The sequence below is a fragment of the Pseudomonas sp. MHK4 genome, assembly GCF_054600775.1.
Window position 1 is genome coordinate 37,596 of sequence record NZ_BAAIAK010000009.1, and the last position, 24,140, is coordinate 61,735.

Below are 24,140 nucleotides of genomic sequence, written 5' to 3' on the forward strand. Positions count from 1 at the left end.
GACGTGCCTTTGTGCTTCCTGCCTACTGATCCGGATGCTGAGAAATGAATGCTGAAGACTCCTTGAAACTTGCTCGCCGGTTTATCGGGTTGCCCCTGGAAAAGCGCCAGCTGTTCCTTGCGGCCTTGCACAAGGAGGGCGTGGATTTCGCCCGGTTTCCGATTCCTGCCGGGGCCCTTGCCGAGGATCGCCAGGCGCTGTCGTATGCCCAGCAACGCATGTGGTTTCTCTGGCGGCTGGACCCGCAAAGCGGCGCCTATAACTTGCCGGGGGCGGTGCGCCTGACCGGTTGTTTGAACCTGGCGGCGCTGGAACAGGCATTCGCCAGCCTGGTGGCGCGTCACGAAACCTTGCGCACGGTATTCGCCCCTCAGGCCGACGACAGCTTGCTGCAAGTGCCGGCCACGGCACCGCTGGTGATCGCACAGGTGGATTTCACTGCATTGCCGGCCACCGAGCGCGAGCAGGCCGTGGCCGAGGCTGCCGAGCAGCAATCGGTGCTGCCGTTCGATCTGGGCACCGGTCCTTTGCTGCGCGTCACCTTGCTCAAGCTCGCCGAACAGGAACACGTCCTGCTGCTGACCCTGCACCACATCGTGTCCGACGGCTGGTCGATGAACGTGCTGATCGACGAGTTCATCCGCTGCTATGACGCCTTCGATGCCGGCGCACAGCCGCAACTGGCACCTTTGCCGATCCAGTACAGCGACTACGCCTTATGGCAACGTCGCTGGCTGGAGGCGGGCGAACAGGCGCGTCAGCTCGACTACTGGCAGGCGCAATTGGGCGACGAGCATCCGGTGCTGGAGCTGCCCACCGATCACCCGCGCCCGGCGATGCCGAGCTACCGCGGCACCCGCTACGAATTCGCCGTGGAAGGGCAACTGGCCGAGCAACTGCGGGCCACCGCGCAGAAACACAACATCACCTTGTTCATGCTGCTGCTTGGCGCCTTCAACGTGCTGCTGCACCGCTACACCGGGCAGACCGACCTGCGCGTCGGCGTGCCGATCGCCAACCGCAACCGCGCCGAAATCGAAGGGCTGATCGGCTTCTTCGTCAACACCCAGGTGCTGCGCACGCAACTGGACGGCCAGACCCGGGTCGACGAACTGCTGCGCCGCACCAAGGAAACCGCGCTGGGCGCCCAGGCCCATCAGGACCTGCCGTTCGAGCGCCTCGTTGAAGCCCTGAAACTGGAACGCAGCCTCAGCCACACGCCGCTGTTCCAGGTGATGTACAACCATCAGCCGCAGGTCGCGGATATCTCCACGGTGACCACGGCGTCGGGCCTGGCGCTGGGCATGATCGAGTGGCAAGGGCGCACCACCCAGTTCGACCTGACCCTGGACACCTATGAAAAGGGTGGCAAGCTTCACGCCGCGCTGACCTACGCCAACGACCTGTTCGACGCCGCGACCATCGCGCGCATGGCGCAGCACTGGACGCGCTTGCTGCAAGGCATGGTCAGCGATTCGCAGCAGCGCATCGGTGATTTGCCGCTGCTGGAGCAGGCCGAATACCAGCGCATCGTCCACGATTGGAATCGTGCTGATGAAAGCTTCGCGCAAGATCTGTGCATTCACCAGTTGATCAGCCAGCAAGTGGATGCGAGCCCTGATGCATTGGCCGTGACCTTTGCGGACAAGCGACTGACCTACCGCGAACTCGACCAGCAAGCCAATCGCCTGGCCCACAAGCTGATCGAGCTCGGCGTCGGCCCGGAAGTGCGGGTCGGCGTGGCCATGCAGCGTTCCGAGCAACTGCTGGTGGCTTTGCTGGCGGTGCTCAAGGCCGGAGGCGCCTACGTACCGCTGGACCCGGATTACCCGGCCGAGCGTGTCGCCTACATGCTCGAAGACAGCCGCGCGTTGGTGCTGCTGACTGAAAAAGACGTGGCCCAGACCCTGAGCGTGTCGACCGACACCCACGTGTTTTTGATGGAGGGTATCGCCACGGCTCTGGCCGATTACCCGAACCACGCCCCGGTCATCCGCGTCACCCCGGACAACCTGGCCTACGTGATCTACACCTCCGGTTCCACCGGCAAGCCCAAGGGCGTGGCGATTGCCCATCGCAACGTGCTGGCGCTGATCGACTGGTCCGGATCGGTGTACAGCCGCGATGACATTCAAGGCGTGCTGGCCTCGACGTCGGTGTGCTTCGACCTGTCGGTGTGGGAGCTGTTCGTCACCCTGGCCAACGGTGGCTCGCTGATCATCGCCCGCAACGCCCTGGAGTTGCCGCAACTGCCGGCGCGGGATCAGGTACGCCTGATCAACACCGTGCCGTCGGCGATCAACGCACTGCAACGCGACGGGCAGATCCCGGCGAGCGTGCGCATCATCAACCTGGCAGGTGAGCCGCTCAAGCAAAGCCTGGTGGAGGCTCTCTACCAGCAGCCGACCGTCGAGCATGTCTACGATCTGTATGGCCCGTCGGAAGACACCACCTATTCCACCTGGACCCGCCGCGAAGCCGGTGGCCGCGCCAATATCGGTCGCCCGCTCAAGCACACCGCCAGCTATCTGCTCGATGCCGAACTGCAACCGGTGCCACAGGGCGTATCCGCCGAGCTGTACCTGAGCGGTGCGGGCATTACCCGTGGTTACCTCGCACGGCCGAGCCTGACCGCCGAAAAATATGTGCCCAACCCGTTCTCCAGCACCGGCGAACGCCTATACCGCACCGCAGACCTGACCCGCTATCAGGCCGATGGCGCCCTGCAATACGTCGGTCGTATCGACCATCAGGTCAAGGTCCGTGGCTTTCGCATCGAGCTGGGGGAAATCGAAGCGCGGCTGTTGCAGCAGGACGCGGTGCGCGAACTGGCGGTGCTGGCCCAGGACGGCGCCAACGGTCAGCAATTGGTGGCCTACATCGTGCCCAACGATTCGGCGTTGCTCGGCGACAGTGACGCGCAAGCGACCCTGCGTGAATCCCTGAAAGCCGCGCTGCGCCAGTACCTGCCGGACTACATGGTCCCGGCGTTCCTGCTGTTCCTCGGGCAACTGCCACTGACCCCCAACGGCAAGCTCGACCGCAAGGCCTTGCCAGCGGTGGACGGCAGTCAACAGCAACGCGAACACGTCGCGCCACGCAGCGAACTGGAAAAATCCCTCGCCGCGATCTGGCAGGACGTGCTCGCCATCGACAACGTCGGCCTGGAAGACAACTTCTTCGAACTGGGCGGCGACTCCATCGTCTCGATGCAAGTGGTCAGCCGCGCGCGCCAGGCCGGTATCGTCCTCAGCCCCAAGGACCTGTTCCAGCACCAGACCATCCGCAGCCTGGCCCAGGCGGCACGCACTGGCGAGCACACGCAGATCGACCAGGCTCCGGCGGTTGGCGCCGTGGCACTGGCGCCGGTGCAGCAATGGTTCTTCGAACAAGACATCCCCGAGCGTCAGCACTGGAACCAATCGCTGTTGCTGATTCCGCGTGAGCCGTTGAACGTCGACGCGCTGGATCGCGCCCTGGAACAATTGCTGACCCAGCACGACAGCCTGCGCCTGCGTTATGCACAGGCAGAAAACGCTTGGCAGCAAACCTACACAGCCCCGACCACGGAGTCGGTGCTGTGGCAGCGTCAGGCGCAATCGGTCGAGCAGCTCAATGCCTTGTGCGACGCAGCCCAGCGCAGTCTCGACCTGCACAATGGCCCGTTGCTGCGCGCACTCTTGGTGGCGATGGCCGACGGCTCTGAACGTTTGCTGCTGGTGATCCACCACCTGGCGGTGGACGGCGTGTCCTGGCGCGTGCTGCTGGAAGATCTGCAGCATTTCTACAACGGCGGCAGCGCGCTGGCGAAAACCAGCACCTATCAGCGCTGGGTCGCGCGCTTGCAGGATCATCTGCCAGCCTTCGAACACAGCCTCGGCCACTGGCAGGCCCAACTGCAACACGCGCCAAAAGACCTTCCGTGCGAGCGCCCGAACGGCGCGCTGGAAAACCGTTTCGAAGAAAAACTCGAACTCAAGCTCGACACCGAACAAACCCGCAAGCTGCTGCAACAGGCCCCGGCGGCCTACCGCACCCAGGTCAACGACCTGCTGCTGACCGCACTGGCCCGCACCGTTTGCCGCTGGAGCGGGCAGGGCAGCACGCTGATCCAGCTCGAAGGCCATGGCCGCGAAGACCTGTTCGACGACATCGACCTGACCCGCAGCGTCGGCTGGTTCACCAGCCTGTTCCCGGTAAACCTGAAGCCCGCGGCCGACCTCGGCGCCTCCATCAAATCGATCAAGGAGCAACTGCGCAACGTCCCGGACAAAGGCCTGGGCTATGGCGCGCTGCGTTACCTCGGCACGCCTGAAGTACGCGCTGAACTGGCGGCGCTGGCGCAACCGCGCATCACCTTCAACTACCTGGGGCAGTTCGACCGTCAGTTCGATGAAGGCGCGCTGTTCACTCCTTCCATCGAAGGCAACGGTATCGCGCAGGACCCGGCGGCAACGCTGGGCAACTGGTTGGTGGTCGAAGGCCAGGTCTATGGCGGCGAGCTGTCCCTGAGCTGGGGTTTCAGCCGCGAGATGTTCGACACCGCGACCATCCAGGGTCTGGCCGACGACTACGCGCTGCAGCTCAACGCTCTGATCGATCACTGCTGTGCGCTTGAAATGGCACAAGCCACGCCATCGGACTTCCCGTTGGCGCAGATTGATCAGGCGCAGCTCGATGTTTTGCCGATCAATGTTGCGGCGCTCGAAGACCTGTACCCGCTGTCGCCGATGCAGCAGGGCATGCTTTTCCACTCCTTGTACGAGCCGCAAGTCGGCGCCTATATCAGCCAGCTGCGCCTGGACATCGGCGGCCTGGACAGCGAACGCTTCACCCGGTCCTGGCAGGCCGCGCTCGAGCGGCACGACATCCTGCGCAGCAGCTTCCACTGGCAAGGCCTGGACGTGGCGCATCAGGCGATTGCCCGTCAGGTCGCGTTGCCGCTGCAGGTGCTGGAAGCGACCGATACCGACGCGCTGGCCGATGCCGAACTCGCTCAAGGTTTCGAGCTGGGCACGGCGCCGCTGTTGCGCTTGAAGCTGGTGCGTACCGGCACTGACGCCTGGCACCTGATCTACACCAGCCATCACATGCTGATGGACGGTTGGAGCAACGCGCAGTTGCTCGCCGAAGTCATCCAGCACTACGCCGCCGGGCAAGCGCTGCCGGCGCCGACGGGGCAATACCGCGATTACCTGGGCTGGTTGCAGCAGCAATCGCCGGTCGTTGGCGAGCAGTTCTGGAAGGCTGCACTGGCACCGCTGCAAGCACCCACCCTGCTGGCTGAAGCCCTGCGTCCACCGGTCGGCGCCGAGGGCAGCGAGGAGCATCGCGTAGCACTCGACGGCCGCACGACCCAGCGCCTGGCCGAGTTCGCCCGGCAGCAGAAAGTCACCCTCAACACCGTGCTTCAAGCGGCGTGGAGCCTGTTGCTGCAGCGTTACACCGGCCAGGATTGCGTGGTGTTCGGCGCCACCGTGGCCGGGCGTTCGGCACCGCTGCCGGGGATCGAGGAGCAACTCGGGCTGTTCATCAACACGCTGCCGCTGGTTTGCTCGATGAAACCGGATCAGACCGTCAGCCAGTGGCTCGGCGAGTTGCAAGGCCTGAACCTGGCCATGCGCGAGTTCGAGCATGTGCCGCTGTATGACATTCAGGGCTGGGCGGGGCAGCAAGGCTCGGCGCTGTTCGACAGCCTGCTGGTGTTCGAAAACTTCCCCGTCGCCCAAGCGCTGAAGCAGGGCGCGCCGGCCGGGTTGTCGTTCGCCAACCTGCACAACCACGAGCGCACCCATTATCCGCTGACCCTGGGCATCGAACTGGGTGAAGCCCTGAGCCTGGATTTCAGCTATGACGCGGCGCGTTTCAGTGCCGCACAGGTGGCTCAGTTGTCGGCCAATTTGCAGCATCTGCTGACGCAATTGGTGGCGTCGCCGGACGCGGCACTGGGTGCACTGGAACTGCTCGATGCCGAAGACAAAAACGCGGTACTCGCCATCAGCCAGCCGGCCTCGGTTGAGTTATCCACAACGCTGCTGGTCCACGAACGGATCGCCGCTCAAGCCGCCGCGACTCCGGATGCGCTGGCGTTGCAGGTCGACGGTCAGACCCTAAGCTACGTTCAACTCAATGCCCAGGCCAACCGCCTGGCCCATCGCCTGATCGACAATGGTGCCGGCCCCGGCAAGCGTGTCGGCCTGGCACTGCGTCGTGGTCCGCAACTGATCGTCAGCCTGCTGGCGGTGCTCAAGAGCGGCGCGGCCTATGTGCCGCTGGACCCGAAATACCCCGCTGAACGCCTGGCCTACATGATCGAAGACAGTCGTCTCGACGTGCTGCTGTGTGAGTCCGGCTTGCTGGAAGACCTGCCGTTGGCGACGGGGCTGGTACGCCTGCGCCTCGACGACAGCGCCGGTTATCCACAAGGCAATCCGCAGAACCACGCCGTCGCCGCAGACCTGGCCTACATCATCTACACCTCCGGCTCCACCGGCCAACCCAAAGGCGTGGCCATCGCCCACGACGCTTTACGCGAGTTCTGCCTAACCGCCGCCGATTATTCGAGGTTGACGAAAGAAGATCGCGTACTGCAATTCGCCACCTTCAGCTTCGACGGTTTCGTCGAGCAATGCTTCCCCGCACTGTGCGTCGGCGCGGCGTTGATCATGCGTGGCGATGACCTGTGGGACGCCGGCCAACTGGCCACACAAATCGTCGATCAGGGCGTGACCGTGGCCGACTTGCCGGCCGCCTACTGGTTCCTGCTGGCCGGTGAATGTGCCGGCGGTGCGGTGCGCAACCTCGGTGCTTTGCGCCAGGTGCACGTCGGCGGCGAAGCCATGTCGGTGGAAGGCCTGCGCCTGTGGCATCAGGCCGGCCTGGGCCATGTGCGCCTGCTCAACACCTACGGGCCGACCGAAGCGACGGTGGTGTCCAGCGTGCACGAGTGCCGTTTGGAGGATGCCAGCGATGCATTCGGCATCCCGATCGGTCGCGCCATCGCCGGTCGTGCGCTCTATGTGCTGGATGCGGCCGGCCAATTGCTGCCAGCCGACGGCGTCGGCGAGTTGTGCATCGGCGCGCCGGCCTGCCTGGCGCAAAGTTATTTCGACCGTCCGGCGCTGACCGCCGAACGATTCCTCCCGGACCCGTTCTCCCGCGAACCGGGCGCACGCCTTTACCGCAGCGGCGACCTGGCGCGCTACAACGCCAGGGGCGATCTGGAATACGTCGGGCGTATCGACCATCAGGTGAAGATTCGCGGGTTTCGCATCGAGATGGGCGAGATCGAAGCCTGCCTGCAAGCCCGGGACGAGGTGCGTGAAGCGGCGGTCATCGCCCAGGATGGCACGCAACTGGTGGCGTACGTCGTCGCCAGCCGCACGGTGGCTTGCGAGTCCGATTATCTGGAATCTCTCAGGGCCGTCATGCGCCAGTCGCTGCCGGAATACATGGTGCCGAGCCATCTGATCCTGCTGGCGAAATTGCCGCTCAACAACAACGGCAAACTCGACCGCAAGGCCTTGCCGCGTGCTGAGGCCGGCGCTGCACAACGTGCATTCGTCGCTCCGGCTCAAGGGCTGGAAATGCAACTGGCGCAGATCTGGCAAGACGTATTGCAGGTCGAACAAGTGGGCCGCGACGACAACTTCTTCGAGTTGGGCGGCCATTCGTTGCTGGTGCTGCAAGTGATCTCGCGGGTGCGTCAGCAACTGAACATCGAACTGTCGGTGAGCAGCCTGTTCTGCGCCACGAACCTGGCGGAATTTGCCGAGCGTGCGACGCTTGCCGACACCAGCGTTCAGCCACAACTGCAACGAACTGCGGATGACCAACCGCGGATTCTGTCCTACGCCCAACAGCGCCAGTGGATTCTCTGGCAACTGGACCCGCAGAGCAGTGCCTACAACATTCCGGCGGCCCTGCGCCTCAAGGGCTCGCTGAACCGCAAGGCGCTGCGCCAGGCCTTCCTACAATTGCAGGCCCGACACGAAACCCTGCGCACCACCTTCGAACAGGACGGTCAGCAGGCCCGTCCGCTGGTTCACGCCGAACTGGCGTTGCAGCTCAGCGAACGGCATCTCGATGAGTCGTCGGTCGACGCCGCCGTTGCCGAAGAAATCGCCCGACCGTTCGACCTGCGCAATGGTCCGCTGTGGCGCGCGTCGCTGCTGCAGGTCAGCGCCGAGGAACATGTGCTGGTGCTCACCGTGCACCACATCGCCGCCGATGGCTGGTCGATGCAGGTGATGGTCGATGAATTCAGCGCGTTGTATCACGCGGCTGTCCAAGGCCATGCGGCAAACCTGCCGAGCCTGCCGGTGAGCTACAGCGATTACGCCCGTTGGCAACGCGACTGGCTGCAGGCCGGCGAGGGCGCGCGACAACTGGCGTGGTGGCGCGAGCAACTGGATTGCACTCAAGCACCTCTGCAATTGCCGAGCGAGCTGACGCGTCCTGCCCGCCGCAGCGAGCGTGGGGCCAGCCTGATGCTGAACGTTGATCGCCAACTGCTCGTTGGTTTGCGCCAGCGTGCGCAGGAGCAGCAAGTGACCTTGTTCATGCTGTTGCTGGCGAGTTTCCAGACCTTGCTGCACCGCCAGAGCGGGCAGTCGGGCATCAGCGTCGGCGTGCCGAGTGCCGGGCGTTCGCGCCTGGAAACCGAAGGCCTGATCGGCTTCTTCATCAATACCCAGGTGCTGCGTGCCGAGATCGATGGGCAGCAGCCGTTCAGCACCTTGCTGCAACAGGTCAAGCAGGTCGCGCTGGACGCCCAGGCGCATCAGGACTTGCCGTTCGAGCAATTGGTGGATGCCCTGCAGCCGGATCGCAGCCTCAACCACAGCCCGTTGTTCCAGGTGCTCTACAACCATCAGCAACAGATGGGCGCGAGCGTCGAGCGCGTCGTCGCGGACCTGCAGGTTGAACGCTTGCAGTGGCAGCAACACACTGCGCAATTCGATCTCGTGCTCGATACACAGGAGCAGGGCGACACCCTGGATGCCAGCCTGAGCTACGCCACCGACCTGTACGACGAGGCCTCGATGCAACGCTTCGCCGAGCAGTGGCTGAACCTGTTGCGCGCGGTAGTTGCCGATCCGCAGCAGCGCGTCGCTGAGCTGCCGTTGCTGCAAGCGCCGCAATACGACGCTTTGATCCAGCACTGGAACCCGGCGTTCCAGGCACAACCACCTTCGCCAACCTTGCATCAGCTGTTCGAAGCCCAGGCCGCGCAACAGCCGGACGCCATCGCACTGTCCTGTGAAGGCGAGCAACTGAGCTACGCGGCGCTCAACGCCCAGGCCAACCGCCTGGCGCGCAAACTGCGCGAGCAGGGTGTCGGCCCCGAAATGCGGGTGGGTATCGCCACCGAGCGGGCGATGCCGCTGGTGGTCGGCTTGCTGGCGATTCTCAAGGCCGGTGGCGCCTACGTGCCGCTGGACCCGCAATATCCGGCTGAGCGCCTGAGCTACATGATCGATGACAGCGGCATCGCGCTGCTGTTGACACAGGCACACCTGATCGACGGCTTGCCCGCCCGCGAAGGCGTGCAAGTCCTGGACCTTGCAGCGTTGCAACTGGACGCCTACAGCGCCGATAACCTGGCGCCATTGGCGACCCCGGACAATCTCGCCTACGTGATCTACACCTCCGGCTCCACCGGCCGTCCAAAGGGCGCCTTGCTCAGCCATGGCAACGTCGCACGCTTGCTCACGGCCACCGCTGCCGAATTCAACTTCGGCGCGGACGATGTCTGGACCCTGTTCCACTCCTATGCCTTCGATTTCTCGGTGTGGGAGTTGTTCGGTTCACTGTGCACTGGCGGGCGCCTGGTGATCGTGCCGTATTACATCAGCCGCGAGCCGCAGGAGTTCCACCGCCTGCTCTGCGACGAAGGGGTGACGGTGTTGAACCAGACCCCGACGGCCTTTCGCCAGTTGTTGCCAATCGCCTGCGCCAGCCCGCGCCACCTGGCGTTGCGCCAGGTGATTTTCGGTGGCGAAGCCCTGGAAGTGGCCAGCCTGCGTCCCTGGTTCGAACGCTTCGGCGACCAACAGCCAACGCTGGTCAACATGTACGGCATCACCGAAACCACCGTGCACGTGACCTACCGCGCGATCCGCCTGGCCGACGTCGACGGCAAGGCCCAGAGCCCGATCGGCCTGCCGATCCGCGACCTGCGCTGGTACCTGCTCGACAGCCAGTTGCAACCGGTGCCGGTGGGCGTGGCGGGCGAGTTGTACATCGCCGGCGCCGGCCTGGCGCGCGGTTACCACGGGCGTTTCGGCCTCACCGCCGAGCGCTTTGTGCCGAGCCCGTTCGACGCCGCGCAGCGCCTGTATCGCAGCGGCGACCTGGCGCGCCAGCGTGCCGACGGCAGCATCGATTACCTCGGCCGCATCGACCAGCAGGTGAAGATCCGCGGGTTCCGCATCGAACTGGGCGAGATCGAAGCCGCTCTGTTGGCGCAACCGGGCGTGCGCCAGGCGGTGCTGAGCGTGCATGCCGGTGACGGCGGACCGCAGCTTTGCGCCTACCTGGTGGCCGAGCAAACCCCACACGACCCGATCGCCTGGCGCGACAACCTGCGCGCCGCGCTCAAGGTCGACCTGCCGGAGTACATGGTGCCCAGCCACTGGCTATTGCTCGATGCCTTGCCGCTGACCAGCAACGGCAAGCTCGACCGCAAGGCTTTGCCGCTGCCGGATGCCGAGCACTGGCAGCGAACTTTCGAAGCCCCCGAGGGCGAGCTCGAACAGCAACTGGCGGCGATCTGGGCCGAGGTGCTGGGCGTGGCGCAGATCGGCCGGCGCGACAACTTCTTTGAATTGGGCGGGCATTCGCTGCTCGCCGCCCAGGCCAGTGCCCGTGTGGAACTGGAGCTGGGCATCGAGCTGCCGCTGCGCGTGCTGTTCGAAAGCAACGACCTTCAGGCTTATGCCGCCACTGCCGGGCAACAAGCCCCGACTGACAACGATGCCCGTCTGGATGCGCTTGAGTCGCTGCTGGACGAGATGGAGATCAACTGATGGAACACAGCACCGCCTCGCGTATCGCCACCCGCTTCGCTGGCCTGCCTGCCGACAAGCGCCGCGAGTTTCTGAGCAAAATGCAGGAGCAGGGCGTGAGCTTCGGCCAACTGCCGATCCCGCCCGGTGCCGGCCCGCAAGCGACGTTCGAAATGTCCTATGCGCAGCAGCGCCAATGGTTTCTCTGGCAGCTCGACCCGCAGAGCAGCGCCTACAACATTCCCGCGGCCCTGCGTTTGCAGGGGCCGCTGAATGTCGCGGCGTTGCAACAGAGTTTCGATGCATTGCTGGAACGGCACCAGAGCCTGCGCAGCCGATTCGTCGAGGATGACGGCCAGGTGCTGCAGACCTTGGCCACGTTCACCACGCTCCCTATCGAGCAGCACGACCTGAGCGGCGAGCCCGAGGCCCAGCGCTTCGCATCAGCGATGCAAAAAGTCGAGCAGGAAATCGCCCGACCGTTCGATTTGCAACACGGCCCGCTGTTGCGCGTCAGTCTGTTGCAGCTGGCTTTTGATGACCATGTGCTGGTGCTGACCCTGCACCACATCGTCACCGATGGCTGGTCGATGGGCGTGTTGGTGGAAGAGTTTTCCCGCCTGTACGCCGCTCATTGCCAGGGGCGGAGCGCGCAGCTGCAAGCGCTGCCGATCGAGTATTCGGACTACGCCGCGTGGCAGCGACGCTGGATGGAAGCCGGTGAGCTGGAGCGTCAACTGAACTGGTGGCGTGAAAAACTCGGCAGCGAACAGCCGCTGCTGGAATTGCCGACCGATCGCCCGCGTCCAGCACAACCGAGCCAGCGCGGTGCACGCCTGGATTTCGCCCTGGACGCCACACTCGCAGCCGGCCTGATGACCCTGGCCAAACAGCGCGGCGTCACGCCGTTCATGCTGTTGCTGGCCAGTTTCCAGGCCTTGCTCTATCGCTACAGCGGTCAGACCGACTTGCGCATTGGCGTGCCGATCGGCAACCGCAATCGCGCCGAGACCCGTGGCCTGATCGGCTTCTTCGTCAATACCCAGGTGATGCGCGCCGAACTCGACGGGCGACTGCCGTTTACTGAGTTGCTCGACCAGACCCGGGCCTTTGCCCTGGATGCCCAGGATTACCAGGACCTGCCATTCGAGCGACTGGTGCAAGCGCTGCAAGGTGAACGCAGCCTGAGCCACAGCCCGTTGTTCCAGGTGATGTTCAACCACCAGCAGGCCAAACCCGCCGCCGTCAGCGGCTTGCTGGCCGGCCTTCGTGTCGAGGCGCTGAACGCTACGGCGCACACCACCCAATTCGATCTGCAACTGGACACCCAGGAACAGGGCGACAAACTGTTCGCCAGCCTGACCTACGCCACCGACCTGTTCGACGCCGAGCGCATCGAGCACCTGGCCCGGCATTGGCGCAACCTGCTGGCCGGGGTGCTGGCGAACCCGCAAACCCCGCTCGCCGAATTGCCGTTGCTGGAGGCCGACGAGCGCCTGCGCATCCTCGACGACCTCAACGACACCGCTCAGGTCTATCCGGGCGAAGTCTGCGTACAGCGGCATTTCGAAGAACGCGTGGTTGAAAATCCTCAAGCGACGGCGCTGGTGTTCCTGGGCCAGTCCTTGAGCTACGCCGAGCTGAACCTGCGCGCCAACCGCCTGGCCCACCACTTGCGCGCCCAGGGTGTCGGCCCGGAAGTGATCGTCGGCATCGCCTGCGACCGTTCGCTGGAAATGGTCGTGGGCCTGCTGGCGATCCTCAAGGCCGGCGGTGCCTACGTGCCGCTGGACCCGGAATACCCCCTCGATCGTTTGGGCTACATGATCGAAGACAGCGGCATAACACTGCTGCTGACCCAGGAACACCTGCTGGCGCAATTGCCGACGCCGGACACCGTGCGCACCTTGTGCCTGCACGGCGATGCTGATTGGCTGAGCGAGCTGCCGGGCAGCGATCTGCCGAACCTGGCCGTGGCGGAAAACCTCGCCTACATGATCTACACGTCCGGTTCCACCGGCAAACCCAAGGGCGCCGGTAACCGCCACGTGGCGCTGCACAACCGTATCGAGTGGATGCAGGCCGCCTACGATTTGCAGCCCTCGGACCGCGTGCTGCAGAAAACCCCGTTCAGTTTCGACGTGTCGGTGTGGGAGTTTTTCTGGCCGCTGATGAAAGGCGCCACCCTGGTGATCGCCGCACCCGGTGAGCATCGTGATCCGCAACGCCTGGCCGCGCTGATCGTCGAGCAGGCGATCACCACGCTGCACTTCGTGCCGTCGATGCTCTCGGCGTTCATTGCTGCCGACGAAGCGCTGGCCTGCACGACCCTGACCCGCATCATCTGCAGCGGTGAAGCGCTGCCGATGGAGCTGCAACGCCAGACCCTGCGCAGCCTGCCGCAAGCCAACCTGTACAACCTGTATGGCCCGACCGAAGCGGCCATCGACGTGACCCACTGGACCTGTGTGGAGGAGGGGCGAGACAGCGTGCCGATCGGCCGGCCGATCGCCAACCTGCGCACCTATATCCTCGACAGCGAACTGCAACCGCTGTCGCTGGGCGCGGTGGGTGAGTTGTACCTCGGCGGCGTCGGCCTGGCCCGGGGTTATCACCGCCGTGGCGCGTTGACCGCCGAGCGTTTTGTGGTCGACCCGTTCGGCAGCGGCGAGCGCCTGTACCGCACCGGCGACCTGGCACGTTACCGCGCCGATGGCGCCATCGACTACTGCGGCCGGATCGATCACCAGGTGAAGATTCGCGGCTTGCGCATCGAACTGGGGGAAATCGAAGCGCGCCTGCAAGAACATGCCGAGGTGCAGGAAGCCGTGGTGCTGGCCCTCGACGGCACGAGCGGCAAGCAACTGGTCGCATACGTCGTGCCGCAGGACCGCGCGCTGGTTGGCACCGATGCCGAGCAGCAAGGCGCCTGGCGCGAAGCCCTGAAAAGCCATCTGCTCGTCAGCCTGCCGGACTACATGGTGCCGGCGCAGACCGTGCTGATCGAATACATGCCCCTGAGCCCCAACGGCAAACTCGAGCGCAAGCGCCTGCCGGCACCGACCGCGCCGGTCAGCCAGCGCACATTCGAAGCGTCACGCAGCGAACACGAGCGCGTGCTGGCGCAGATCTGGCAGGACGTGCTGGGCGTGGAGCAGGTCGGGCGCCAGGACAACTTCTTCGAACTGGGCGGCGATTCGATCATTTCGATCCAGGTGGTCAGCCGCGCCCGCCGTGCCGGCCTGAGCCTGCAACCGCGCGACCTGTTCCAGCAGCAGACCCTGCAAGCGCTGGCCTCAGTCGTGAAAGAACAGGCAGCCCCCGTGGCGCAGCAAGGGCCGGTGGACGGCGTGCAAACCCTCACGCCGATCCAGCGCTGGTTCTTCGAAGAACCGATCCCACAGCGCGCCCACTGGAACCAGGCGGTGTTGCTGACGCCGCGCGCAACCCTCGAACTGCCGCGCCTGCAAGGCGCCCTGCAACGGGTTCTCAAGCAACACGATGCCCTGCGCTTGCGTTTCAGCCAGGTCGACGGCCAATGGTCGGCGCGCTATGTCGGAGCCGACAGTGCCGATGTCATCGACATGCTCTGGACCGCCCGCGTCGCCAGCGATGCGTCGCTCGAATCGGTGTGCGACGAAGCCCAGCGCAGCCTCAGTCTGCAGGACGGGCCGCTGCTGCGCGTGGCGTTGATCGCCCAGGCCGATGGCTCGCAACGCTTGTTGTTGGTAATCCACCATTTGGCGGTAGACGGTGTTTCCTGGCGCGTGCTGCTGGAAGACTTGCAGGCCGCGTATCAAGGTGCAGAACTGCCGCCGAAGACCAGCGCCTTCCAGGCTTGGGCGGAAAAACTCGACGCCTACGCACGCTCCGAAACCGCTGCAGACGAACTGAACTGGTGGCAGGCTCAACTGACTGGCGCCAGCGATTCGCTGCCCGCTGCCAACACGCAAGCAAGCCAGGCCGGGCATCTGCGCCAGGGCGTGAGCATCGGTCTGGACCGCGAACAAACCCGTCAGCTGTTGCAACAGGCGCCGGCGATCTACCGCACCCAGGTCAACGATCTGCTGCTGACTGCTCTGGCTCGCACCCTCAGCCGCTGGACTGGCCACGAATCGGCGTTGATCCAACTCGAAGGCCATGGCCGCGAAGAGCTGTTCGACGACATCGACCTGACCCGCACCGTCGGCTGGTTCTCGAGCCTGTTCCCGGTGCGCCTGACGCCGGCTGCCGACCTCGGCGACTCGATCAAGGCGATCAAGCAGCAACTGCGGGACATCCCCGGCAAAGGCCTGGGCTACGGCCTGTTGCGCTACATGGGCGATGCCACGGCTCAAGCGGCTTTGGCTGCATTGCCGCAAGCACGGGTGACCTTCAACTACCTCGGTCAGTTCGACCAGAGCTTTGCCGAGGACGCGCTGTTCACCCCGGCTCGCGAATCCAGCGGCGCTGCGCAATCGGCGGACGCACCCTTGCCGAACTGGCTGTCGGTGGACGGTCAGGTGTATGGCGGTGAACTGAAACTCGACTGGACCTTCAGCCGCGAATGCTTCGACCTGGGCGAGATCGAAGCCCTGGCTGCTGATTTTCGCGCTGAACTCCTGGCGCTGATCGAGCATTGCCTGATCCCTGGCGCTGGTGGTGTGACCCCGGCGGACTTCCCGCTGGCCCGCCTGACCCAGGCGCAACTCGATGGCCTGCCAGTGCCGCCGGCGCAAATCGAAGACGTGTATCCGCTGTCGCCGATGCAGGCCGGTTTGTTGTTCCACAGCCTGTACGAGTCGGATTCCGGCGCCTACGTGAACCAGCTCAGCGTCGAGGCTCGCGGTCTCGATGCCGAACGCCTGGGCCGCGCCTGGCAAGCGGTGCTCGACAGCCACGCGATCCTGCGCAGCAGCTTCCACTTCCCGCAAGGTTTCGAGGCACCGGTGCAGCTGGTCCACCGTCACCTGCAATTGCCGCTGACCTGCCTCGACTGGCGTGGTCGCGACAATCAAGCCGAGGCGCTGGCGCAACTGATCGACAGCGAACGCCTGCAACTGGATTCGACCCGCGCGCCGCTGATGCGCCTGACCCTGGTGCGCCTGGACGACGAGAGTCAGCAACTGATCTACACCCACCATCACCTGTTGCTCGATGGCTGGAGCAACTCGCTGCTGTTGAGCGAAGTGCTGCAGCGTTATGCGGGGCAAGAGGTCCAGGCGCCGACCGGGCGATTCGCTGACTACATTGGCTGGCTGCAACGCCAGGATGCGCAAGCTGACGAACTGTTCTGGCGCGAACAACTGGCATCCTTCGACAACCCGACGCTGTTGGCCCAGAGCCTCGCCAATGTCGACAGCAAGGCGCACGCAGGCTTTGCCGACCACCGCCAGACCTTCGACGTCGCCACCAGCCAGCGCTTCAGCGACTTTGCCCGGCAGCAAAAAGTGACCCTCAATACCTTGGTTCAGGGTGCCTGGGCACTGCTGTTGCAACGCTACAGCGGCCAACGCAGCGTGGCGTTCGGCGCCACCGTGGCCGGTCGCCCGGTGGATCTGCCGGGGGCCGAAAGCCAGCTCGGCCTGTTCATCAACACCTTGCCGGTGATCAGCAGCCCGGATGCCCTCGAAAGCGTCGAGCAATGGTTGAACCGTTTGCAGGCGCAAAACCTCGAGCTGCGCGAGCACGAATTCACCGCCTTGGGTGACATTCAGCGTTGGGCCGGGCGTGCCGGCGAGCCGCTGTTCGACAGTCTGCTGGTGTTCGAAAACTTCCCGGTGGCCGAAGCCTTGCAGCAGGGCGCACCGGCCGGGTTGAGCTTCTCGATACCGCAGAACCACGAGCGCACCAACTTCCCGCTGACCCTGGCGGCCACCGCCGAAAGCCAGCTGAGCCTGAACTGGAGTTATCAGTGCAGCCATTTCAGCAGTACAGCCATTGCGCGCATGAGCGAGCACCTGGCCGCGCTGCTGGCGGCCATGGTGGCGACGCCGCAGGCGGCCTTGAGTGAGCTGGACCTGCTGACCGCGCCAGAGCGCACCCAGCAATTGTTGGAGTGGAACCCGCCGTTCACCGCGCAGGAAAACCCGCTGTGCGTGCATCAACTGATTGAGGCCCAAGCCGTTATCCGACCAGACGCTACGGCATTGATCTTCAACGAGCTGGAGCTGAGCTTCGACCAGCTCAACCGCCGCGCCAACCGCCTGGCGCACCACTTGCGCGGGCGCGGCATCGGCCCGGAAGTGCGGGTCGGCCTGGCCATGCAACGTTCGCCAGAGATGATCATCGGCCTGCTGGCGATCCTCAAGGCCGGCGGCGCCTACGTGCCGCTGGACCCGGCCTACCCGGCGGAGCGCCTGCGCTACCTGATGGACGACAGCGGCATTTCGCTGCTGATCAGCCAATCCTGGCTGCGGGAAAAACTGCCATTGCCCGAAGGCCTGGCGGTGCTGGAAATCGACCGCCAAGCGCTGGAGGGCGTGGCCGAGAGCAACCCGGTCAACTTGACCTGTGGCGAAAACCTCGCCTACCTGATCTACACCTCGGGCTCCACTGGCCGGCCTAAAGGCGTCAGCGTGGCCCACGGTCCGCTGGCCATGCATTGCCTGTCGATCGGTGAGCTGTACGGCATGACCCCGGACGACCGCGAACTGCAATTCGCCTCGATCAGCTTCGACGGCGCCCACGAGCGCTGGCTGACGCCGCTGGTGTTCGGCTCGGCGGTGATGCCCCGCGACGACGAGTTGTGGAGCGTGGAGCGCACCTGCGCCGAGATTGAAAAGCACGGCATCACCATCGCCTGCTTTACCCCGACCTACCTAGGGCAGATCGCCGATTTCATGGGCGAAGCCGGGCGCGATCTGCCGATCCGCTCCTACACCCCGTGCGGTGAAGGGATGGCCAAGCATGCCTTCGACGAGGTTCAGCAAGTCCTGCAACCCAAGCGCTTGATCAACGGCTATGGCCCGACCGAAACGGTGATCACGCCGCTGATCTGGCTGGCTTATCCGGATACCGAATTCGACTCGGCGTTCATGCCGATTGGCCGGCCGGTGGGCAACCGCAGTGCCTACATCCTCGACGGCGGCCTGCAACCGTTGCCGGTCGGCGTGGCGGGCGAGTTGTACCTGGGCGGCGAGGGCGTTGCCCGGGGTTATCACCAGCGTCCCGACCTCACCGCCGAGCGTTTCGTGCCGGACCCCTTCGTGCCGGGGGCGCGCCTGTACCGCAGTGGCGACCTGGCGCGGTTCCGCGCCGATGGTGTGGTCGAATACCTCGGCCGTATCGACCAGCAAGTGAAGATTCGCGGCTTCCGCATCGAACTCGGCGAAATCGAAGCCTGCCTGATGGAACACGAAGGCGTGCGTGAAGCCTTCGTCATCGACCGCGAAGGTCCGGTGAGCCGTCAACTGGTCGGCTACGTGGTGCCCCGCGATCCGCTGGCCGATGAGCAGGACCTGCATGAGGCGCTGACCGGGCACCTGCGCAGCCGTCTGCCGGCGCACATGTTGCCGGCGCACCTGATGTGCCTCGCGGCCTTGCCGCTGACGCCGAACGGCAAGCTCGACCGTCAGGGCCTGCCAGCACCTGAAGCCACTCGGCAGCAGCAGGATCAGGTGGCCGCCGCGTCACCGGCCGAAGCACTGCTGGTGGAGATCTGGCAGGAGTTGCTGGGCCTGGACTCGGTGGGCGTCACGGAAAACTTCTTCGAACTGGGCGGTGACTCGATCATCTCGTTGCAGGCGGTGAGCCGTGCCGGGCAGCGTGGGCTGGTGTTCAGTCCCAAGCAGTTGTTCGAGCAGCAGACCATTCGTGCACTGGCTGCGGTGGCGAGCCGTCGTGAAACTGCGCTGGTCGAAGCGCCGACCGTCGAGGCTTTCGCTCTCGTACCGCACATTGATGTGACGGCTCGTGAAGGGCTGCAAGACCTGTATCCATTGTCGCCGATGCAGCAAGGCATGCTGTTCCATTGCCTCGAATCACCGCAGCTCAACCCCTACGTCAACCAGTTGAGCGTGGCGGTGGATGGTTTGCAGGTGCCGCGATTCCGCGCTGCCTGGCAAGCCTTGATCGAGCGTCATGAAGTGCTGCGCGCCGCCTTCCGCTGGCGCGATGGCTTGGCCGATCCGCTGCAGGCGGTGTTCGCCAGCGTCGAATTGCCGATCGAAGAACTCGACTGGCGCGATCGTAGCGACACCGAGCAGGCCCTGAGCGAACTGGCGGCCGCCGAACAGGCCAAGGGTTTCGACCTGAGCTGCCCTCCGCTGATGCGCTTTGTGCTGGTGCGCCTGGGCGAAGATCGCTACCAGATGGTCTGGATCTACCATCACCTGCTGCTGGACGGCTGGAGTGCTTCGCGCCTGCTGGGCGAAATGCTGCGCCTGTACCATCACGACAGCCTGCCGGCGCTGACCGGGCGTTACGCCGACTACATCGCCTGGCTGCAACGCCAGGACGAGGCACAGGCCGAAGGCTTCTGGCGTGAGCGCCTGGCGTCGCTCGAGGCGCCGACCATCCTGGCCACGGCATCGGGTGCGTCAGGCTCCGGCCACGGCGTGATGTACAGCGACCTCGACGCCCAGGCGACGCGCAAGTTACACAGCTTCGCCAAGCGCCAGCGCGTGACCCTCAACACCCTGGTGCAAGGCGCCTGGCTGTTGCTGCTGCAACGTCACAGCGGCCAACGCAGCGTGGCGTTCGGTGCCACGGTGGCGGGGCGGCCGACGGGGCTGGCCGGTGCCCAGGACATGCTCGGCCTGTTCATCAACACCTTGCCAGTGATCCAGACCCTCGACCCGCAACAGCCGCTGGGCGAGTGGTTGCGCGAGCTGCAGGATTACAACCTGGCCGTGCGCGACTATGAACACACGCCGCTGTCCGACGTCCAGCGCTGGGCCGGGCAGGGTGGCCAGGGCCTGTTCGACAGCATCATCGTGTTCGAAAACCATCCGGTGGACCGTGCCTTGCGCGGTGGCGAGGAAGGCGAGCTGCGCTTTGCCGAAGTCGGCAGCGGCGGCGTCACCAACTTCCCGATGGACTTGATGGTCAGCGCCAATGACGAAGGCCTGGAAGTCGAATACTTGTACTTGCGTGATCGCTTCAGTGAACAGGAAGTCGAGCGCATTCGTGCGCAACTCGAAGGGTTGTTGCGCACCTTGCCTGAAGACGCCGATTGCCTGCTCGGCAACATCGGTTTGCCCGAAGCGCGTTTGAGCCTGCCGCAAGCGTCCAGCGACAACGCCGATCTGCTGCACAGCTTCAATCAGCATGTGCGCAGTCAGCCGCAGAAAGTGGCCTTGATCTGTGAGGATCGGGAGGTCAGCTATGCCGATCTCGACGCACAGGCCAACGGCCTGGCGCAGCAACTGATCGCGCGCGGCATCGTTGCGGAAAGCATGGTGGCGGTGGCGCTGCCGCGTTCCGAGCGCACCATCGTCGCGTTCCTTGCGGTGCTCAAGGCTGGTGCGGCCTATCTGCCGCTGGACCTGTCTTATCCGGCCGAGCGACTGGCGTACATGCTCAGCGATTCGGCGGCCAGCCTGCTGATTTGCGACAGCGATCTGGGTGAGCGCCTGGCGTTGGCCGACAGCCCGGCACGGCTGGTGCTCGATCAGGTGAACGTCGTCGACAGCATCGCGTGCCCGGTTTCCAACCCGCTGCCGGGTCACCTGGCATACCTGATCTACACCTCCGGCTCCACCGGCCAGCCCAAGGGCGTGGCGGTGGAACGTGGACCGATTGCCCGGCATTGCCGCGGCATCATCGACCTCTATGAACTGGCGCCACGCAGCCGCGAACTGCACTTCATGTCGTTTGCTTTCGACGGTGCCCAGGAACGCTGGCTGAGTGTGCTGTTGGCCGGCGGCAGCCTGGTGATCCGCGAGGACAACCTGTGGACCCCGGAACACACCCTGGAGGTGTTGCATCGCCACAGCGTCACCGTCGCCTGCTTCCCGCCGGCGTACCTGCAACAGATGGCCGAAGTGGCCGAGCGCCTGGGCAATCCGCCGGCGGTCGAGGTGTACTGCTTTGGCGGCGATGCGGTGCCGGATGCCAGCTTCGAACAGGTCAAGCGCACCTTGCGCCCGCAGCGCCTGGTCAACGGCTACGGCCCGACCGAAACCGTGGTCACGCCGTTGCTGTGGCGTGCCGAGGCCAGCGAAACTTGCGAGGCGGCCTACGCGCCGATTGGCCGTGGTGTTGCCGGTCGTGGTTTGTACATTCTCGACGCCGACCTCAATCCGTTGCCGGTCGGTGTCAGCGGCGAGTTGTACCTGGGTGGTGAATGCCTGGCGCGCGGTTATCACCAGCGGCCGGGCATGAGCGCCGAGCGCTTCATTCCCGATCCGTTCGAGGCCGGTGGCCGCATGTACCGCACCGGCGACCTGGTGCGCCAGCGCGAGTGCGGCTTGATCGACTACCTCGGGCGGCTCGACCAGCAAGTGAAGATCCGCGGATTCCGTATCGAACTGGGGGAAATCGAAGCCCGTCTGCGTGACTGCGTCGGTGTGCAGGATGCCGCGGTGGTGGTGCACGACACGCCAACCGGCAAGCAACTGGTCGGTTATGTGGTGGCGACCACTGCTGCCGGTTTGGATCGTCGCTTGAAGGCCGAGCTGCAAGCACAGCTGCCGGATTACATGGTGCCCGCGCGAATCCTGGTGCTGGAGCGCTTCGCGCTGTCGGCCAACGGCAAGCTCGACCGTCGCGCACTGCCCGTGCCGGAATGGGCGCTGGGCGGTTACCGCGCGCCGCGCAATGCTCTGGAAAGCGCGCTGGCGACGATCTGGCAGGAGGTGTTGGGCGTGCCGCAAGTGGGCATCGACGACAACTTCTTTGAACTCGGCGGCGACTCATTACAGGTGCTCAAGGTCATCTCGCGGGTACGCAGCCAGCCGCAGCTGGGCTTCGAACTGAAACTGCGCGACCTGATGCAGAAACCCTGCATCGCCGAACTCAGCGGCTATCAGGCCGCCGAGTCCACGGCCGCCCCCGACCCGCTGCTGGCGCTCAATGGCCGGGTCGCCAGCGTGCCGGCGCTGTTCTGCCTGCACGCCGGTTTCGGCACGGTGTTCGACTACGAGCCGCTGGCCCGTCGCCTGGAAGGCCGGCGCACAGTGTACGGCCTGCAATGCCGGATGTTGCTTGATCCGTTATGGCAGGACGAGTCGCTTTCTTCGATGGCTCAGGCCTATGCGCAGAGGATTCGCGCGCAACAGCCTGAAGGGCCGTATTACTTGCTGGGTTGGTCCTTGGGTGGCGCGTTGACGCAACTGGTCGCCCATGAATTGGAGTCGCAAGGGCAGACGGTGGCGTTCGCCGGGCTAGTCGACAGTTATGTAGCGGGTACGGCGCAAGCGGGGGACTGGCGCGAGGATCTGGTGGACTTCCTGAAGTTTGTCCTCGGCCAACCGTCTGTAGAAGCACAGGCCTTGATTGCCTCGAAAACCCCAGGCCTGAACGAACGCGAAGGCGCCGCCGCGGTGATCGAAGCAGCCATGCACGGCGCCAATGGCCACGCGGCGTTGGGCGCGAGTGAACTGACGCAGCTCTTCGCCACCGGTTCGTCGCTCAAACAGCTTGCGCTGTCGCAGCGGCAACTGCCGAAGGTACAGGTTTCGGCGCATCGCTGGTGGGTGGCCGGGCGCGATGACGAACGCCGGGTGTTCGAAGCCCAGGTCGGCCATCACGGCGTCGACCGCCTGTTGGCCGGCGGGCACTACGAGCTGCTACGCAGCGACGAATTGCTCGACAACCTCAAACACCTATTGGAGCGCACGCCAACCACCGCCTGATAACACCGCCCCCCCTGTAGGAGCTGGCTTGCCAGCGATGGTCGCGAACGATAACGCGTGCTTTCTGGATACACGCGGCGTATTCGAATCCATCGCTGGCAAGCCAGCTCCTACAGGGGACCGCGTTGATTACATCTACCTTCTTGCGCAAAGGATCCGCCCCATGGCCGTACTGCCAGAACTTGAAGCTTTCCTCGAACTCGCCGAGTTCGGCCGCCTGACCGGCAAAAGTCGCCCGATGCACGAACAGACCCCGCAACAGGCGCGGATTGACTTCGAAGCATCTTCCGGCTTCCTCGATGTACCGCTGGACAACATCGCTTGCGACAACTTCACCATCCCCGCCCGCGACGGCCACAGCCTCGCCGCACGCCTGTATCGCAACGGCCAAACCGTCGAAGCCCTGCAACCAGTGATGCTCTATTTCCACGGCGGCGGCTACGTGGTCGGCAGCCTCGACTCCCACGACGCCCTGTGCCGTCGCCTGGCGGCCCAGGGCGGTTTCGCCGTGCTGACCGTGGATTATCGCCTGGCCCCAGAATGGCGCTTCCCGACCCCGGTACAGGACGCCTGCGACGCCGGCAACTGGCTAATGCGCGAAGGCGCAACCCGCGGCCTGGACGCCACCCGGGTGGCTCTGGCCGGCGACAGCGTCGGCGCGACACTGGCCACGGTGCTGTCGATCATCGCCGTTAGAGAGCCACAGGAACTGGCATTGAAACCCAAGGCACAACTGCTGGTATACCCCGTTACCGACGCCACCACCCACCGCGCCTCACACCGGGATTTCGCCGAGGGTTACCTGCTGGAAACCCCGACCCTTGACTGGTTCTACACCCACTACGCCCGCACCCCCCAAGACCTGGCCGACTGGCGCTGCTCGCCGCTGCTGGCCGAAGACCTGTCGGGCGTGGCCCCGGCGCTGGTGTACCTGGCCGGTTATGACCCGTTGCGTGACGAAGGGCTGGCGTATGCCGAGCGGTTGCGGGCGGCGGGGAATGAGGTGACGTTGCTGGAGCAGCCGGGTATGACTCACGACTTCTTGCGGATGGCGGGGTTGTTGGGGGAGGTTTCAGGGATTCATGGGGAAGTGGCGGGGTGGGTGCGTTCGCGATTGTGAGTTGCCGATTTCCTACAGACACCGCAACCCACCTGTAGGAGCTGGCTTGCCAGCGATGGCGTTGTGTCAGTCGACATCAATGTTGCTGATACGCCGCTTTCGCTGGCAAGCCAGCTCCTACAAGGGTTTCGTGAACGTGTTTGAAAGTGGATCGGGTCACTGATTGTCAGTGATCGGGTTTAGTAGCCCGGCTAGTTATCCTCGGTTGTACAGGTGTCATTCAGTCAGGCATAT

At 64.7% G+C, this 24,140-nt stretch carries 3 protein-coding genes; all 3 read left to right on the plus strand.

Annotation, left to right across the window (positions count from 1 at the left end; genetic code table 11):
• Positions 1-44: 44 nt before the first annotated feature.
• The 3 genes from ACYP2Q_RS21555 (at position 45) to ACYP2Q_RS21565 (ending at position 23,906) form a co-directional block, all read left to right on the plus strand.
• Positions 45-11,030: an amino acid adenylation domain-containing protein gene (locus tag ACYP2Q_RS21555; RefSeq protein WP_459732347.1), complete on the plus strand. Its 10,986-nt coding sequence runs from the start codon at positions 45-47 to the stop codon at positions 11,028-11,030.
• On the plus strand, positions 11,030-22,786 hold the full coding sequence (locus ACYP2Q_RS21560; RefSeq protein WP_459732348.1) for a non-ribosomal peptide synthase/polyketide synthase: 11,757 nt from the start codon (positions 11,030-11,032) through the stop codon (positions 22,784-22,786). Before ACYP2Q_RS21555 ends, ACYP2Q_RS21560 begins: the two co-directional genes overlap by 1 nt.
• Before the next feature lie 163 nt (positions 22,787-22,949).
• On the plus strand, positions 22,950-23,906 hold the full coding sequence (locus ACYP2Q_RS21565; protein ID WP_459732349.1) for an alpha/beta hydrolase: 957 nt from the start codon (positions 22,950-22,952) through the stop codon (positions 23,904-23,906).
• Positions 23,907-24,140: the final 234 nt, after the last annotated feature.

What these genes read in the sequence shown, in the direction of transcription:
- ACYP2Q_RS21555 (WP_459732347.1), top strand. Translation starts at nt 45, where the DNA reads ATGAATGCTGAAGACTCCTTGAAACTTGCTCGCCGGTTTATCGGGTTG.
- ACYP2Q_RS21560 (WP_459732348.1), top strand. Translation starts at nt 11,030, where the DNA reads ATGGAACACAGCACCGCCTCGCGTATCGCCACCCGCTTCGCTGGCCTG.
- ACYP2Q_RS21565 (WP_459732349.1), top strand. Translation starts at nt 22,950, where the DNA reads ATGGCCGTACTGCCAGAACTTGAAGCTTTCCTCGAACTCGCCGAGTTC.